This window comes from Streptomyces sp. NPDC058864 (genome assembly GCF_042742985.1).
In the GTDB taxonomy this organism is placed as follows: Bacteria; Actinomycetota; Actinomycetes; order Streptomycetales; family Streptomycetaceae; genus Actinacidiphila.
This window is the reverse complement of record NZ_JBHYMQ010000036.1, coordinates 20,054-32,824: the sequence shown is the minus strand read 5'-3', so window position 1 is coordinate 32,824 and position 12,771 is coordinate 20,054. Positions and strand designations below refer to the sequence as shown.

The following is a 12,771-nucleotide window of genomic DNA, read 5'->3' as shown; positions in this document are numbered from 1 at the left end:
CACCGCACGACGACACCGGTACTCATCCCTGGGGGACGCAGGATGCAGCACGTCGAGCACTCCCACCACGAAGAGCACGCGCACCACGAAGCCGCCCAGAACGAAGCCGCGCACCACGAGCACCACACCGGCCCGGCCTCCTGGGGCACCGCCGTCCGGGCCACGCTGCACTGCCTCACCGGCTGCGCCATCGGCGAGGTCCTCGGCATGGCGATCGGCACGGCCCTCGGCTGGCACAACGTCCCGACGATGGCCCTGGCGATCGTGCTGGCCTTCGTCTTCGGCTACTCGCTCACCATGCGCGGGGTCCTGCGCGCCGGCCTCGACCTGCGCAGCGCCGTACGGGTGGCGCTCGCCGCCGACACCGTCTCGATCGTCTTCATGGAGATCGCCGACAACGGGACGATCCTGCTGTTCCCGGGCGCGATGGACGCCACGCTGTCGGACGCGCTGTTCTGGCTCAGCCTCGCACTGGCCTTCGCGGTCGCCTTCCTGGTGACCACGCCGGTCAACAAGTGGATGATCGGCCGCGGCAAGGGCCACGCGGTCGTCCACGGCTACCACTGATCCGGCGGCAGGAGCCCGGCGGCTACAGCTCCGGCCCGTCGCCGGGCTCCTCCTGGTACGAGTACCGCTGCTCGCTCCAGGGGTCGCCGATGTTGTGGTAGCCGCGCTCCTCCCAGAAACCGCGGCGGTCGGACGTCATGTACTCCACGCCGCGGACCCACTTGGGCCCCTTCCAGGCGTAGAGGTGGGGCACGATCAGCCGGACCGGGAAGCCGTGCTCCGCGGTCAGCGGCTCACCGCCGCGGTGGGTCGCGAATATCGACTTGGGGTCGGCGAAGTCCGCCAGCCGCAGGTTGGAGCTGAAGCCGTACTCGGCCCACACCATGACGTGCGTGACGTCCGGCGCGGGCGGCGCGAGCCTGAGGATCTCGGCGGCCGAGACACCGCCCCACTCGACCCCGAGCATGCTGAACTTGGTCACGCAGTGGAAGTCGCCCATGACCGTCCTGTACGGCAGCGCGGCGAACTCCTCGTGACCCCAGGCGCGCTTGCCGCCGTCCGCCGTGGCGCCGAAGACCTGGAACTCCCACCGCTCGGGCTTGAACCTGGGCACCGGACCGTAGTGGGTGACCGGCCAGCCCCGCTGGAGCCGCTGCCCGGGAGGAAGCTCCCCTTCGCGGCGTTCGGACTGACCCATGCGTCCATGGTGACAGACCGGATGTAGTGCTACCGACCAGCACCCGGGCAAAGTACGACAACCCGGGTCACCGGAGTAAGTGTGAACTTACTGGATCGCTTCCACCCACGGTGCGAAGATGCGCCCATCGCGTGGATTCCTCCGGAAAGGATGGGTTTGTCATGCAGGGCGACCCCGAGGTCATCGAGTTCCTGAACGAGCAGCTGACGGGCGAGCTGACGGCGATCAACCAGTACTTCCTGCACGCCAAGATGCAGGAGAACCTCGGCTGGACGAAGCTCGCCAAGTACACGCGGCACGAGTCCTTCGACGAGATGAAGCACGCCGAGGTGCTGACCGACCGCATCCTCTTCCTCGAGGGACTGCCGAACTACCAGCGGCTCTTCCACGTCCGGGTGGGACAGACCGTCACCGAGATGTTCCAGGCCGACCGCCAGGTCGAGGTCGAGGCGATCGACCGCCTCAAGCGCGGCATCGAGGTCATGCGGGCCAAGGGCGACATCACCTCGGCCAACATCTTCGAGGACATCCTCGCCGACGAGGAGCACCACATCGACTACCTGGACACCCAGCTCGAGCTCATCGACAAGCTCGGGGAGCCGCTGTACATCGCGCAGGTCATCGAGCAGCCCGACAGCTGAGCGGCCCGACGGCCGGGGCGGAACCCCGGTCAGGCGGCGCTGGCGGCCGCGGGCAGCGGAGCCGTGACCGGAACCGGCACCACCGGCAGCACGGGCGGGACCGGCAGGGAGGCCGGAGCGGGGGCGACGGCGGGCGCCACGGGCGTCCCGGGCTTCGCCGTGTCGAGCTTCGTACGGGTGGCGCAGCCCTCGCCGCGGCCGAGAATCGCCTGTATCCGGCGTACGCAGGAACCGCAGTCCGTGCCCGCCTTGCAGGCGGAGGCGATCTGGCGAGGGGTGCAGCGGCCGGCGTCCGCATGCTGCTTGACCTGCTCTTCGGTGATGCCGAAGCACGAGCAGACGTACACGCGGTTCACCCCTCTCTCGATCCCGGCCTGAGGTTAACCTAACCTTACCCGCCGGTCGAGTGGCTGAAAACCGACGAGGGGCGCGGATCGATGTGATCCGCGCCCCTCCCGGGGTCCGTGGTGGGACGGCCGCCGCTACTGGCCGCGGTACATCTCCGCCACCAGGAAGGCCAGGTCGAGGGACTGGCTGCGGTTGAGCCGCGGGTCGCAGGCCGTCTCGTAGCGCTGGTGCAGGTCGTCGACGAAGATCTCGTCACCGCCGCCCACGCACTCGGTCACGTCGTCGCCGGTGAGCTCCACGTGGATGCCGCCGGGGTGGGTGCCGAGGCCGTGGTGCACCTCGAAGAAGCCCTTGACCTCGTCGAGCACGTCGTCGAAACGGCGCGTCTTGTGGCCCGAGGCCGCCTCGAAGGTGTTGCCGTGCATCGGGTCGCACACCCAGGCGACCTGCGCGCCCGAGGCGGTGACCTTCTCCACCAGGTTCGGCAGCAGTTCGCGGACCTTGCCGGCGCCCATGCGCGTGATGAAGGTCAGCCGGCCGGGCTCGCGGTCCGGGTCCAGCCGGTCGATCAGCGCCAGCGCTTCCTCGGGCGTGGTCGTCGGACCGAGCTTCACACCGAGCGGGTTGCGGATCTTCGAGGCGAACTCGATGTGCGCGTGGTCGAGCTGACGGGTGCGCTCACCGATCCACACCATGTGGCCGGACACGTCGTACAGCCGGCCGGTGCGCGAGTCGACGCGGGTCAGCGCCGACTCGTAGTCGAGCAGGAGCGCCTCGTGGGAGGCGTAGAACTCGACGGTCTTGAACTCCTCCGGGTCCGCGCCGCAGGCGTGCATGAAGTTCAGCGCGCCGTCGATCTCCCGGGCGAGGGCCTCGTAGCGCTGCCCGGACGGCGAGGACCTCACGAAGTCCTGGTTCCAGGCGTGCACCTGCCGAAGGTCGGCATAGCCGCCGGTGGTGAAGGCCCGCACGAGGTTGAGCGTCGCCGCGGACGCGTTGTACATCCGCTTCAGCCGCTCCGGGTCCGGCACGCGGGCCGTCTCGGTGAAGTCGAAGCCGTTGACCGAGTCGCCGCGGTAGGTGGGGAGCGTGACCCCGTCCCGGGTCTCGGTCGGCTTCGAACGCGGCTTGCTGTACTGGCCGGCGATCCGGCCCACCTTCACGACCGGCACGGACGCGGCGTAGGTGAGGACGGCGCCCATCTGCAGCAGCGTCTTCAGCTTGTTGCGGATCTGGTCGGCCCCGATCTGGTCGAAGGCCTCCGCGCAGTCCCCGCCCTGCAGCAGGAACGCCTCACCACGGGCCACGGCCCCCAGGCGGTCGCGCAGCTGGTCGCACTCGCCTGCGAAGACGAGCGGCGGATACGACTCGAGGTCCGCGATCACTTCGCGCAGAGCCTCGGGGTCGGGGTACTCAGGCTGCTGCGCCGCGGGCAGTGAGCGCCAGGTCTGGCGCCCGGCGTGGGTTTCAGCGTTCACGGTCACGGTGCCCACATTACGTGGTCGTGTCCGTTCCTTTGCGCATCGGACCAGAGGATGAGACGACCGGGTGAACCCCGCCGAGCCCCTTCCGGGACGCCCGGGGCGGGCTTCCGGGGCTCGCGCGCCGCGCCCTCCCAGGGCCCTCGCACCGGCGCCGCCCGGCGCACGGCCACGGCGCGTCCGGCCCGGGCGCCCGCCGCGGGGTCCACCCAGTGAGACGACCCCGGCCGGGCGCATACGCTCGGCCCCAGCACACTCCGCAGCCGGTACGGAAGGGGGCCGCCGCCATGCCGACACCGTCCGAGGCGTTCACGTACGTGGGACCGGACGACATCCGCACCGCCGTGGTCCGGCCGGGCGCGGCGGGCCGGACGGTGCGGTCACCGGACGACCTGTGGGAGTGGCTGGACGGCACCGGACCGGACGAGCGCGAGGAGCCCTTCACCTACGTCGTCGACCTGACCGGAACTCTCCTCCTGGCGCCGCGCCGCAGCGAGCACGTGGCGTGCGCCGGGGGCGGACCCGTGCTTGCCGCCGGGGAGATCGCGTTCGTCGTACGGAGAGACGGCGGATGGGAGGTGACCGAGGTCAGCAACCAGTCGACCGGTTATTGCCCCGACCCCGGGGCCTCCTGGCCGCCGCTGGCGGCGTCCCTCGACCGCGCCGGCCTCGACCACCCCGGGTGGTTCACCCAGGCCGTCGTCTTCCGGCACTGCCCCCGGTGCGGCGAGCGCAACCTCGTCAAGGACGGCGACTTCACATGTGCCCTGTGCGAAGCGCCGCTTCCGCCGCGACCCGGCCGCTGAGGACGAGGGCCCGGCCCAGACACCCCAACGCGCCCGTGCACAGGAGGGTGCGCACCAGGTTCCAGCGGACCCAGGCCGCCTCGAACCGCTCCCGCACGGCGGCGGGATCGGCGAGACCTCCGGGGTCGCCCGCCGCGTCCAGCCGGTCGTTCAGCGGGATGCCGGCCGCGAAGGTGACGACGAGCACCGACAAATAGAGCACGGTCGCGGCGATCACCCACGGAAGCGGACCGCCGCCCCCGTCACGCAGGCAGAGCGCCACCGCGGCGGCGCACAGCAGCAGCGAACCGCCGAAGACCAGCAGGAACCAGCCGTTCTGGATGGCGACGTTGATGCGCTGCATCGCGTCCACGAGCGTGTGGTCGGCCGCCTTGGCGAGACCCGGCATGACGGCGACGGAGAAGGCGAAGAACAGCCCGGCCATGAGGCCGACGGCGACGGTGGCGGCGACGAGGACGGCGTCTCGGGAAGTCATGCGACCAGTGAAACGGCGCCCCGTGGGACGGAACATGGCCCGGACGCTCCACCCCATACGCGAGCGTCCACACAGGCGGCACGGAAAACCACGTGCGGGACCGAACGGGGCCGGGATACCGTGCGGCCCATGGGTTGCACCTACTGCATCAGGCTGCGCCGGGCATAGCCGCGGCGCTCTTCGCCGTGGCATCGGGTCCATCGTCGGAACCTCTTATGTCGCGGAGTGCACACCCATGCCTCACCACCGGTCCATGGTGGGCGGCCGGCACGAGCTCGGCCAGAATTTCCTCACCGACCGCACGGTCATCGCCTCCATCGAGGCCCTCGTCGCCGCCACCAGGGGGCCGATCGTCGAGATCGGCCCCGGCGACGGCGCGCTGACCCTCCCCCTCAGCCGTACCGGCCGCCCCCTCACGGCCGTCGAGATCGACCCCCGGCGCGCGCAGCGCCTCCAGCGGCGGCTCCCGCACGGCGCGCACGTCGTCAACACCGACGTCCTGCGCTACCGCTTCCCGCGCGAGCCGCACGTCATCGTCGGCAACCTGCCCTTCCACCTGACGACCACCATCATGCGGCGGATCCTGGCCGCCGACCGTTGGGAGGCCGCGGTGCTGCTCGTCCAGTGGGAGGTCGCCCGCCGCCGCGCGGGCGTCGGCGGCGCCACCATGCTCACCGCCTCCTGGTGGCCCTGGTACGACTTCACCCTCCACTCCCGCGTCCCCGCACGGGCGTTCCGCCCGGCGCCGTCCGTCGACGGCGGCCTGCTGACGATGACCCGGCGCCCGCAGCCCCTCGTCCCCGGCGACCGGCGCGCCTACCAGGCCCTCGTACAGCGGGTGTTCACCGGCCCGGGCCGCGGCCTGCGCGAAGTCCTCGCCCGCACGGGCCACTTCGACCGCACGGCACTGCGCGACTGGCTCCGCGCGGAGGGCGTGCCGCCGCACGCCCTGCCCAAGGACCTCACGGCGGCGCAGTGGGCGTCCCTGTGGGGGCTGGTGAGGTGAGCCGGCCGGGCGCGACCGGTCGTTACAGCCGCTCGATCTCGCTGAGGTCGATGTCCACCGCGAACGGCACGGACACCTTGAGGCGGTCGTGGTGGATGCCGGTGGCGACGTAGGTGCCGGTGGCCGGCTCCCGTTCGAAGACGTAGACGACCGGGAGCCGGCCCTCGCCCTTCTCGACCCGCCAGAAGTGCGGGATGCCCGCCTCGGCGTACAGCTGCGGCTTGCGCTTGCGGTCCCGCTCCTCGGAGTCCGGCGAGACCACCTCGACGACCAGCACGGCGTCGGCCGCCTGGTACCCCGTCTCGTCCGCGCCGTCACTCGCCGCCTCGGCCCGGACCAGGACGAGGTCGGGCTCGGGACGGTTGCGCCTGTTCAGGACGACGCTCATCTCCCGCCGCACCCGCAGGGTCTCCGGAACCGTCGCCCGCAGGCCCTGCTCCAGCAGATACATGGCCAGCGAATGAAAGCTCTTCTGCGGGCTCACGAACACCAGGCTCCCGTCGATCAACTCCGTGTGCGGCGGGAGGTCGGGAATGCGGTCCAGGTCGTCCGAGGTGAAGCCGCCACGCGGCGGAATCGCCCAGGCCGGCAGCGGTTCGGCGGTCATGGTTCCTCCCATGGACGGGATTCTGGACGCATCCCCGAGAGTACCGGGGCCGTACTCCCCACGATGCCCCGAAAGCGTGAGACACCGCCGCCACGTCATGAGCGCATGCGTTAGGGTGCGGAACATGTACGCGCAGCAGACGCACCTGCAGTGGTGGTGGACCGCGGATCCGGCGGCCCACTAGCAGCGCGTACGCACAGGCAGACGCTCAGGCCGCCCGAGGGGCGGCCTTCGGTGTTTCTGCGGCCGTCCCTTCCCTCGCCGAAGACCGGAAGGAACCGCCGTGGAGAACCACGATCCCCGCACCGCACCCTCCGCCGCCGCGCTCGTCGAACGGCTGCTGGACCCCGCGTGCCCACCCTTCGCGCTGCTCAGGCGCAGAGCGCCCGGCCGTGACGCGGACAGCGTGGAAGTACTGCTCGGCCCGGTCGGGACGGCGGAGCGGCTGACGGACATCGCGCTGCCCACCGGTGCCCCCGAGGGGGCCCGGCCCGCGGTCGACGCGCTCGCGCTGGTGCCGTACCGGCAGATCAGGGAGCGCGGCTTCGACGTGCGCGACGATGGAACGCCACTGGTCGTGCTCCGCCCCCGGGAGACGTACGAGCTGCCGCTGCCCGAGCTCATGGCGGCCCTGCCCGCGCACGCGGTACGCGTCGAGGGCGGGTCCTTCGACGTCGACGACGACACCTACGCAGGGATCGTGGAGCGCGTCATCGAGGACGAGATCGGGCGCGGCGAGGGCGCGAACTTCGTCATCCGGCGCACCTTCCGCGGCGAGATCCCCGGATTCGGGGCGGCGGACGCCCTCGCGCTCTTCCGCAGGCTGCTCGACGGCGAGCGCGGCGCCTACTGGACGTTCGTCGTACGCACCCCCGAGCGGACCCTGGTCGGCGCGAGCCCCGAGGTGCACGTGCGGATGGCCGGCGGCACGGTCGTCATGAACCCCATCAGCGGCACCTACCGCTATCCCCCGCAAGGGCCGGACGCGGAGGGACTGCTCGCCTTCCTGGGCGACGCCAAGGAGGTGGAGGAGCTGACGATGGTGGTCGACGAGGAGCTCAAGATGATGTGCACCGTCGGCGACCTCGGCGGCGTCGTCGTCGGCCCGCGCCTGAAGGAGATGGCGCACCTGGCGCACACCGAGTACGAACTGCGCGGCCGCAGCACCATGGACGTGCGGGACGTCCTGCGCGAGACGATGTTCGCCGCGACCGTCACCGGCTCGCCCGTGCAGAACGCCTGCCGGGTGATCGAGCGCCACGAGCCGGGCGGCCGCGGCTACTACGCGGGCGCCCTCGCGCTGATCGGCCGGGACGCGGGCGGCGCGCAGACCCTGGACTCCCCCATCCTGATCCGCACTGCGGACGTCGACGCCGCGGGCGGGCTCGAGGTCCCGGTGGGCGCGACGCTGGTGCGGCGCTCCGACCCGTACGCGGAGGTCGCCGAGACGCACGCCAAGGCGGCGGCCGTGCTGGCCGCGCTGGGGGTGCGGCCCGGACCGCACCAGGTCCCGGCGGCGGACCGGCCGAAACTCGGCGACGACATCCGGGTGCGGGCCGCGCTCGACGGACGCCGCAGGAGCCTCGCGCCGTTCTGGCTGCGGATGCAAACCACGGAGCGGCCCGGCACGCTGTCGGGGCACGCCCTCGTGGTGGACGGCGAGGACACCTTCACCGCGATGCTCGCGCACGTGCTCCGGTCGTCCGGGCTGGAGGTCACCGTGCGCCGATTCGACGCACCGGGACTGCGCGAGGCCGCCCTCGCCCACCGGGGCCCGCTCGTCCTCGGCCCGGGCCCCGGCGACCCGTCCGACACCGGCGACCCCAAGATGGCGCTCCTGCGCGGCCTCACCGCCGAACTCGTCCGCGGACACCGGCACGGCCTGCTCGGGGTCTGCCTCGGCCACGAACTGATCGCCGCCGAGCTCGGCCTCGACATCGTCCGCAAGGACGTCCCCTTCCAGGGCGCGCAGACCCCGATCGACCTGTTCGGCCGGACGGAGACCGTGGGGTTCTACAACTCCTTCACCGCCCGTTGCGACGATGCGACGGCGGAGGAACTGGCCATGCACCGCGTCGACCTGAGCCGCGACCGGGCCACCGGCGACGTCCACGCCATGCGCGGCCCGGGCTTCGCGGGCGTCCAGTTCCACCCGGAGTCCGTGCTCACCCTGGGCGGCACGGCGATCGTGGCGGAACTCCTGGCGGGGGTGACGGTCGCCGGCTAGCGACCGGCTCGCGGGGCCGGGTGCGCCGGCCGGCCCCGCGCCCGTCGGCGGGTCAGACGGCCGCCGCGGGGAACTGGTGCGTCCGCGCGGTGACCGCGCGGGGGCGGCGGGCGCGGACGGCGGGGACCGCGTCGGACACGGACCCGGGGACGGGCGCCAGGAGCGGGCCGACGAGGCCCAGCACCGCCGCCACCATCTCCGGGCCCTCGTTCGTGCCGTCCACCACCAGGTCGGCCAGCGCCCGGGAGGGCGCGACGTGGGCGACGTGCCGCTCCCGGCCGCTCTGCAGGTAGTTGAGCAGGGACAACCGCGGGTCCTGCCGCTGGACCTCGATCTTGCGGAGGATCTTGCGGGCCAGCCGGACGTCGTCGGGGGCGTCCACGTAGACCCGCCAGTCCGCGCGTTCCCGCACCGACGGCAGGGTCAGGGCGAACAGGCCCTCGACCACCACCAGGCGCACACCGGCCCGGGCCAGCGCCCCGTCGATCGCGGCGCCGACGGCGGCCTCGTCGATGGAGCCGGGATGGTTCCAGTCGAGGATGGCGTGCCCGCCGGCGCTGACCGTCCACACGCCCCTGAGGGGGTCGTGCGCGGGCACGTAGTAGTCGTCCAGATGGACCAGTGCGATGCTCTCGGGACACTGCAGCGACAGGGCCTCGGCAAGGGTGGACTTGCCGGATGCGGTGCCGCCTGCGACCGCCAGTACACCCGTCATGCCGGGCGCTCCTCATGTGCTCAAGGGGGATAGACGAAGCGGCCGGACAAGCCGGGTGCAGGGAATGTACGGCCGCGTGATCGCCCATGGCAAGCGGGGAAAGCGCAGACGGCGCCGAGGAAACGCCGTGTTTACCCGAAGAAGACTCCGGCCTCCGTGTAGAGCCGCGGGTCGACCGTCTTGAGCTGGGCCGTCGCGTCGCGGAGCGGGACGCGGACGATCTCCGTGCCGCGCAGGGCGACCATCTTGCCCCAGTCCTGGTCGCGGACCGCGTCGATGGCGTGCAGGCCGAAGCGGGTGGCGAGCCAGCGGTCGAAGGCGCTGGGGGTGCCGCCGCGCTGGACGTGGCCGAGCACGGTGGTGCGGGCCTCCTTGCCGGTGCGCCGCTCGATCTCCTTGGCGAGCCATTCGCCGACGCCGGAGAGCCGTACGTGGCCGAAGGAGTCGAGCGTCTGGTCCTTGAGCACCACGTCGCCGTCCCTGGGCATGGCGCCCTCGGCGACCACGACGATGGGGGCGTAGCGGATCTTGAAGCGGCTCTCCACCCAGGCGCAGACCTGGTCGAGGTCGAAGCGCTGCTCGGGGATGAGGATGGCGTTGGCGCCGCCGGCGAGGCCGGAGTGGAGGGCGATCCAGCCGGCGTGGCGGCCCATCACCTCGACGACGAGGACGCGCATGTGCGACTCGGCGGTGGTGTGGAGGCGGTCGATGGCCTCGGTGGCGATGTTGACGGCGGTGTCGAAGCCGAAGGTGTAGTCGGTGGCCGCCAGGTCGTTGTCGATGGTCTTGGGCACGCCGACGCAGGGGACGCCGTACTCGTCCGACAGGGCGGTGGCGACGCCGAGGGTGTCCTCGCCGCCGATCGCGATGAGTGCGTCGACCTCGTACTTGGCGAGGTTGTCCTTGACGCGGCGCACGCCGTTCTCCGCCTTGAGCGGATTCGTGCGGGACGAGCCGAGGATGGTGCCGCCGCGCGGGAGGATGCCGCGCACGGCGGTGATGTCGAGCGGCACGGTGTCGCCCTCGAGGGGACCGTGCCAGCCGTCCCTGAAACCGGTGAACTCGTATCCGTACTCCTGGACACCCTTGCGCACGATGGCACGGATGACCGCGTTGAGCCCGGGGCAGTCTCCGCCGCCGGTCAGCACGCCAACTCGCATGATCCATCCCTTCCCGTTCGCACCATTTGCCTGCGCCCACGACGCTAGCGTGACCGGCGTCACAGGTGGGATGGGCCGTTCGGTGAAATCCCTTGATCCACGGGGATGTTGGCCCGCCGATTTCACCCTTCCGGGCGGCGCGCGGCGCGGCTGCGGGCGCGCCCCCGCGGTGGCGTCGGACGGGTTACTCCTCGTCCAGCCCGCGTTCGATGGCGTAGCGGACGAGTTCGACCCGGTTGTGGAGCTGGAGCTTGCCGAGGGTGTTCTGGACGTGGTTCTGGACGGTGCGGTGGGAGATGACCAGCCGCTCGGCGATCTGCTTGTAGCTGAGTCCCTTGGCGACGAGCCGCAGGACCTCGGTCTCGCGGTCGGTCAGCCGGGGTGCCTCGGGGGTGTCGGCCGCGGCGGGGGCGGGGTCGGAGGCGAGGCGGCGGTACTCGCCGAGGACGAGGCCGGCGAGGCCGGGGGTGAAGACGGGGTCGCCGACCGCGGTGCGGCGGACGGCGTCGAGGAGTTCCTCGCGGCCCGCGGACTTCAGGAGGTAACCGGTGGCGCCGGACTTCACGGCCTCCAGGACGTCCGCGTGCTCGCCGCTGGCGGAGAGCACCAGCACCCGCAGGGCGGGGTTGTCGGCGATGACGTCCTTGCAGACCTGGACACCCGACAGGCCCGGGAGGTTGAGGTCGAGGACGAGCACCTCGGGCATGGCAGCCTTGGCGCGCCGCACCGCCTCCGGACCGTCGCCGGCGGTGGCGACCACCACGTATCCGGCCTCCGTGAGGTCGCGGGCGACCGCGTCCCGCCACATGGGGTGGTCGTCGACCACCATCACCTTCACGGCCATGACCCCAATCTCCTCCCTCACTTCGCGAGCCTCAACTCGACTTCTGTCCCCTGCCCCGGTACCGACACCAGTCCCGCCGTGCCGCCGAGGTCCCGGAGCCTGCCGCGGATGGACTGGGCGACCCCGAGCCGGCCCTCGGCCTCTGCGGCGGCGAGGCGGCCCTCGGGGATGCCCGGACCGTCGTCGCGGACGCTGACCAGGACGGCTTCGGGTTCGTCCTCGACCAGGATCCAGGCGTGGGCGTCCTCGCCGGCGTGCCGGCGGACGTTCTCCAGCGCGGCGCCCACGGCGGCGGCGAGTTCGCGGGCGGCGCGGGCCGGGACGAGGACGGGGGTGCCGGGTGCTGAGACGGTGACCCGGGCGCTGCCGTACGGGGCGAGCAGCGAGCGCAGGTCGCGGTGGGCGTCCGGGTCCTGTCCGGCGTCGTCGTCGGTGCCGGTGGCGGTGCCGTCGCGGGGGGACGGCAGGGCGGCGGCACCGTCGGTGACGAGGGCGCGCAGGGCGGCTTCCTGCTCGCCCGCCATGCGGCCCAGGGCCTCGGCCTCGCCGCCGATCTCGGCGCCGCGGCGCTGCACCATGGCGAGCACCTGCAGCACGTTGTCGTGGATGTCCCGGGCCAGCCGTTCCCGTTCGCGGGTGGCGGCCTCGATCTGCAGGGCGCGGGCGAGGGTGCGCTCGCTGACGCGGGCGACCTCGACCACGTACCCGATGGCGATGCTGGCGATGGCGACCAGCAGCACGTTGTGGAGGGTGTCGCGGGCCGGGGCACCGCGTTCGACGATGTTGGCGCCGCCGACGAGGCAGGAGGCGGCGGCGGCCCAGCGCCAGCCGCCCTTGATGGCGAAGGCGAGCACGGAGCCCGCGGTCCAGATCGACGGCAGGGTGGGGCCGCCGTCGAGGATGCGCTGGTGCGACTCGATGACCGGGGTGATGAGGATGCCGGTGAGCGCGACGCCGAGGTCGGCGATGAGGAAGGGCCGGGTGCAGCGCTGGGGCGAGCTCACCTTGCCGACGGTGGCCAGCGTCCACAGGGCCAGCACCGTCAGGTAGGCCGCGCCCGCCAGGGGGTGTGCGTGCTCGTGGTAGGCGGCGGCGTAGAGCCCGATGGCGTACGCGGCGGTGAGCAGGCGGTAGCCGGTGAGGGCGCGCCACAGCGGTTGCTCCACGGACATGCGTGTGACGCGCGCGGGCCGCGCCGCGGCCGGCCCGCCGGTTCTGTCCCCGGTCGCGCCCGTCTTCTCCCCGGCCATGGGCCGT

Annotated in this window: 14 protein-coding genes; 5 read left to right on the top strand and 9 right to left on the bottom strand. The window is 72.2% G+C overall.

What is annotated here, in order from left to right:
• Positions 1 to 42: 42 nt before the first annotated feature.
• The gene (locus ACFW3D_RS25095; protein WP_500507276.1) at positions 43 to 567 is read left to right on the top strand and encodes a DUF4396 domain-containing protein; all 525 of its coding nucleotides are present in this window, start codon (positions 43 to 45) and stop codon (positions 565 to 567) included.
• Positions 568 to 589: 22 nt separating this feature from the next.
• Here the strand turns inward: ACFW3D_RS25095 and ACFW3D_RS25090 are convergent, their stop codons facing one another.
• Positions 590 to 1,204 (bottom strand): sulfite oxidase-like oxidoreductase, encoded by a 615-nt coding sequence (locus ACFW3D_RS25090; RefSeq protein ID WP_500507274.1) that lies wholly within the window; start codon positions 1,202 to 1,204, stop codon positions 590 to 592.
• Between the two features lie 161 nt (positions 1,205 to 1,365).
• On the opposite strand from ACFW3D_RS25090, the gene bfr reads away from it, so the two are divergent.
• A complete protein-coding gene (bfr, locus tag ACFW3D_RS25085; protein ID WP_500507272.1) occupies positions 1,366 to 1,845 on the top strand; it encodes a bacterioferritin in 480 nt (159 codons plus the stop codon).
• A gap of 29 nt (positions 1,846 to 1,874) precedes the next feature.
• On the opposite strand, the gene ACFW3D_RS25080 is transcribed toward bfr, so the two are convergent.
• Complete coding sequence (locus ACFW3D_RS25080; RefSeq protein ID WP_500507348.1) at positions 1,875 to 2,192, bottom strand: (2Fe-2S)-binding protein; 318 nt, start codon at positions 2,190 to 2,192, stop codon at positions 1,875 to 1,877.
• 135 nt (positions 2,193 to 2,327) lie between these two features.
• A complete protein-coding gene (locus tag ACFW3D_RS25075; RefSeq protein ID WP_500507270.1) occupies positions 2,328 to 3,677 on the bottom strand; it encodes a class II 3-deoxy-7-phosphoheptulonate synthase in 1,350 nt (449 codons plus the stop codon).
• 284 nt (positions 3,678 to 3,961) lie between these two features.
• On the opposite strand from ACFW3D_RS25075, the gene ACFW3D_RS25070 reads away from it, so the two are divergent.
• Positions 3,962 to 4,480 (top strand): hypothetical protein, encoded by a 519-nt coding sequence (locus tag ACFW3D_RS25070; protein ID WP_500507268.1) that lies wholly within the window; start codon positions 3,962 to 3,964, stop codon positions 4,478 to 4,480.
• Here ACFW3D_RS25070 and ACFW3D_RS25065 read toward each other — a convergent pair.
• Positions 4,431 to 4,955, bottom strand: a complete 525-nt coding sequence (locus ACFW3D_RS25065; RefSeq protein WP_500507266.1) for an anthrone oxygenase family protein — start codon at positions 4,953 to 4,955, stop codon at positions 4,431 to 4,433. The two genes, ACFW3D_RS25070 and ACFW3D_RS25065, sit on opposite strands and share 50 nt — an antisense overlap.
• Before the next feature lie 253 nt (positions 4,956 to 5,208).
• Here ACFW3D_RS25065 and erm point away from each other — a divergent pair, with 253 nt between their 5' ends.
• Positions 5,209 to 5,961, top strand: a complete 753-nt coding sequence (erm, locus tag ACFW3D_RS25060; protein WP_500507346.1) for a 23S ribosomal RNA methyltransferase Erm — start codon at positions 5,209 to 5,211, stop codon at positions 5,959 to 5,961.
• A gap of 22 nt (positions 5,962 to 5,983) precedes the next feature.
• On the opposite strand, the gene ACFW3D_RS25055 is transcribed toward erm, so the two are convergent.
• Entirely contained in the window at positions 5,984 to 6,568 is a 585-nt protein-coding gene (locus tag ACFW3D_RS25055) for a Uma2 family endonuclease (RefSeq protein ID WP_500507344.1), read from the bottom strand.
• 283 nt (positions 6,569 to 6,851) lie between these two features.
• On the opposite strand from ACFW3D_RS25055, the gene ACFW3D_RS25050 reads away from it, so the two are divergent.
• Entirely contained in the window at positions 6,852 to 8,795 is a 1,944-nt protein-coding gene (locus ACFW3D_RS25050) for an anthranilate synthase family protein (protein WP_500507264.1), read from the top strand.
• Positions 8,796 to 8,847: 52 nt separating this feature from the next.
• On the opposite strand, the gene ACFW3D_RS25045 is transcribed toward ACFW3D_RS25050, so the two are convergent.
• The 4 genes from ACFW3D_RS25045 to macS form a co-directional block, all read right to left on the bottom strand.
• Entirely contained in the window at positions 8,848 to 9,510 is a 663-nt protein-coding gene (locus ACFW3D_RS25045; protein ID WP_500507262.1) for a uridine kinase family protein, read from the bottom strand.
• A 131-nt stretch (positions 9,511 to 9,641) separates the two neighbouring features.
• Entirely contained in the window at positions 9,642 to 10,670 is a 1,029-nt protein-coding gene (locus ACFW3D_RS25040; RefSeq protein ID WP_500507260.1) for a 6-phosphofructokinase, read from the bottom strand.
• A gap of 184 nt (positions 10,671 to 10,854) precedes the next feature.
• Positions 10,855 to 11,514 carry a response regulator gene (locus tag ACFW3D_RS25035; RefSeq protein ID WP_431959998.1) on the bottom strand — a complete coding sequence of 220 codons (660 nt, stop codon included), beginning with the start codon at positions 11,512 to 11,514 and terminating at the stop codon, positions 10,855 to 10,857.
• A gap of 17 nt (positions 11,515 to 11,531) precedes the next feature.
• Positions 11,532 to 12,686, bottom strand: coding sequence for a MacS family sensor histidine kinase (gene macS, locus ACFW3D_RS25030; RefSeq protein WP_500507258.1), 1,155 nt, complete (start codon positions 12,684 to 12,686; stop codon positions 11,532 to 11,534).
• Positions 12,687 to 12,771: the final 85 nt, after the last annotated feature.

Coding starts and splice junctions, on each gene's coding strand:
- ACFW3D_RS25055 (WP_500507344.1), bottom strand. CDS start 6,568: ATGACCGCCGAACCGCTGCCGGCCTGGGCGATTCCGCCGCGTGGCGGC.
- ACFW3D_RS25065 (WP_500507266.1), bottom strand. CDS start 4,955: ATGACTTCCCGAGACGCCGTCCTCGTCGCCGCCACCGTCGCCGTCGGC.
- ACFW3D_RS25040 (WP_500507260.1), bottom strand. CDS start 10,670: ATGCGAGTTGGCGTGCTGACCGGCGGCGGAGACTGCCCCGGGCTCAAC.
- ACFW3D_RS25035 (WP_431959998.1), bottom strand. CDS start 11,514: ATGGCCGTGAAGGTGATGGTGGTCGACGACCACCCCATGTGGCGGGAC.
- ACFW3D_RS25045 (WP_500507262.1), bottom strand. CDS start 9,510: ATGACGGGTGTACTGGCGGTCGCAGGCGGCACCGCATCCGGCAAGTCC.
- erm (WP_500507346.1), top strand. CDS start 5,209: ATGGTGGGCGGCCGGCACGAGCTCGGCCAGAATTTCCTCACCGACCGC.
- macS (WP_500507258.1), bottom strand. CDS start 12,686: ATGTCCGTGGAGCAACCGCTGTGGCGCGCCCTCACCGGCTACCGCCTG.
- ACFW3D_RS25090 (WP_500507274.1), bottom strand. CDS start 1,204: ATGGGTCAGTCCGAACGCCGCGAAGGGGAGCTTCCTCCCGGGCAGCGG.
- ACFW3D_RS25095 (WP_500507276.1), top strand. CDS start 43: ATGCAGCACGTCGAGCACTCCCACCACGAAGAGCACGCGCACCACGAA.
- ACFW3D_RS25070 (WP_500507268.1), top strand. CDS start 3,962: ATGCCGACACCGTCCGAGGCGTTCACGTACGTGGGACCGGACGACATC.
- bfr (WP_500507272.1), top strand. CDS start 1,366: ATGCAGGGCGACCCCGAGGTCATCGAGTTCCTGAACGAGCAGCTGACG.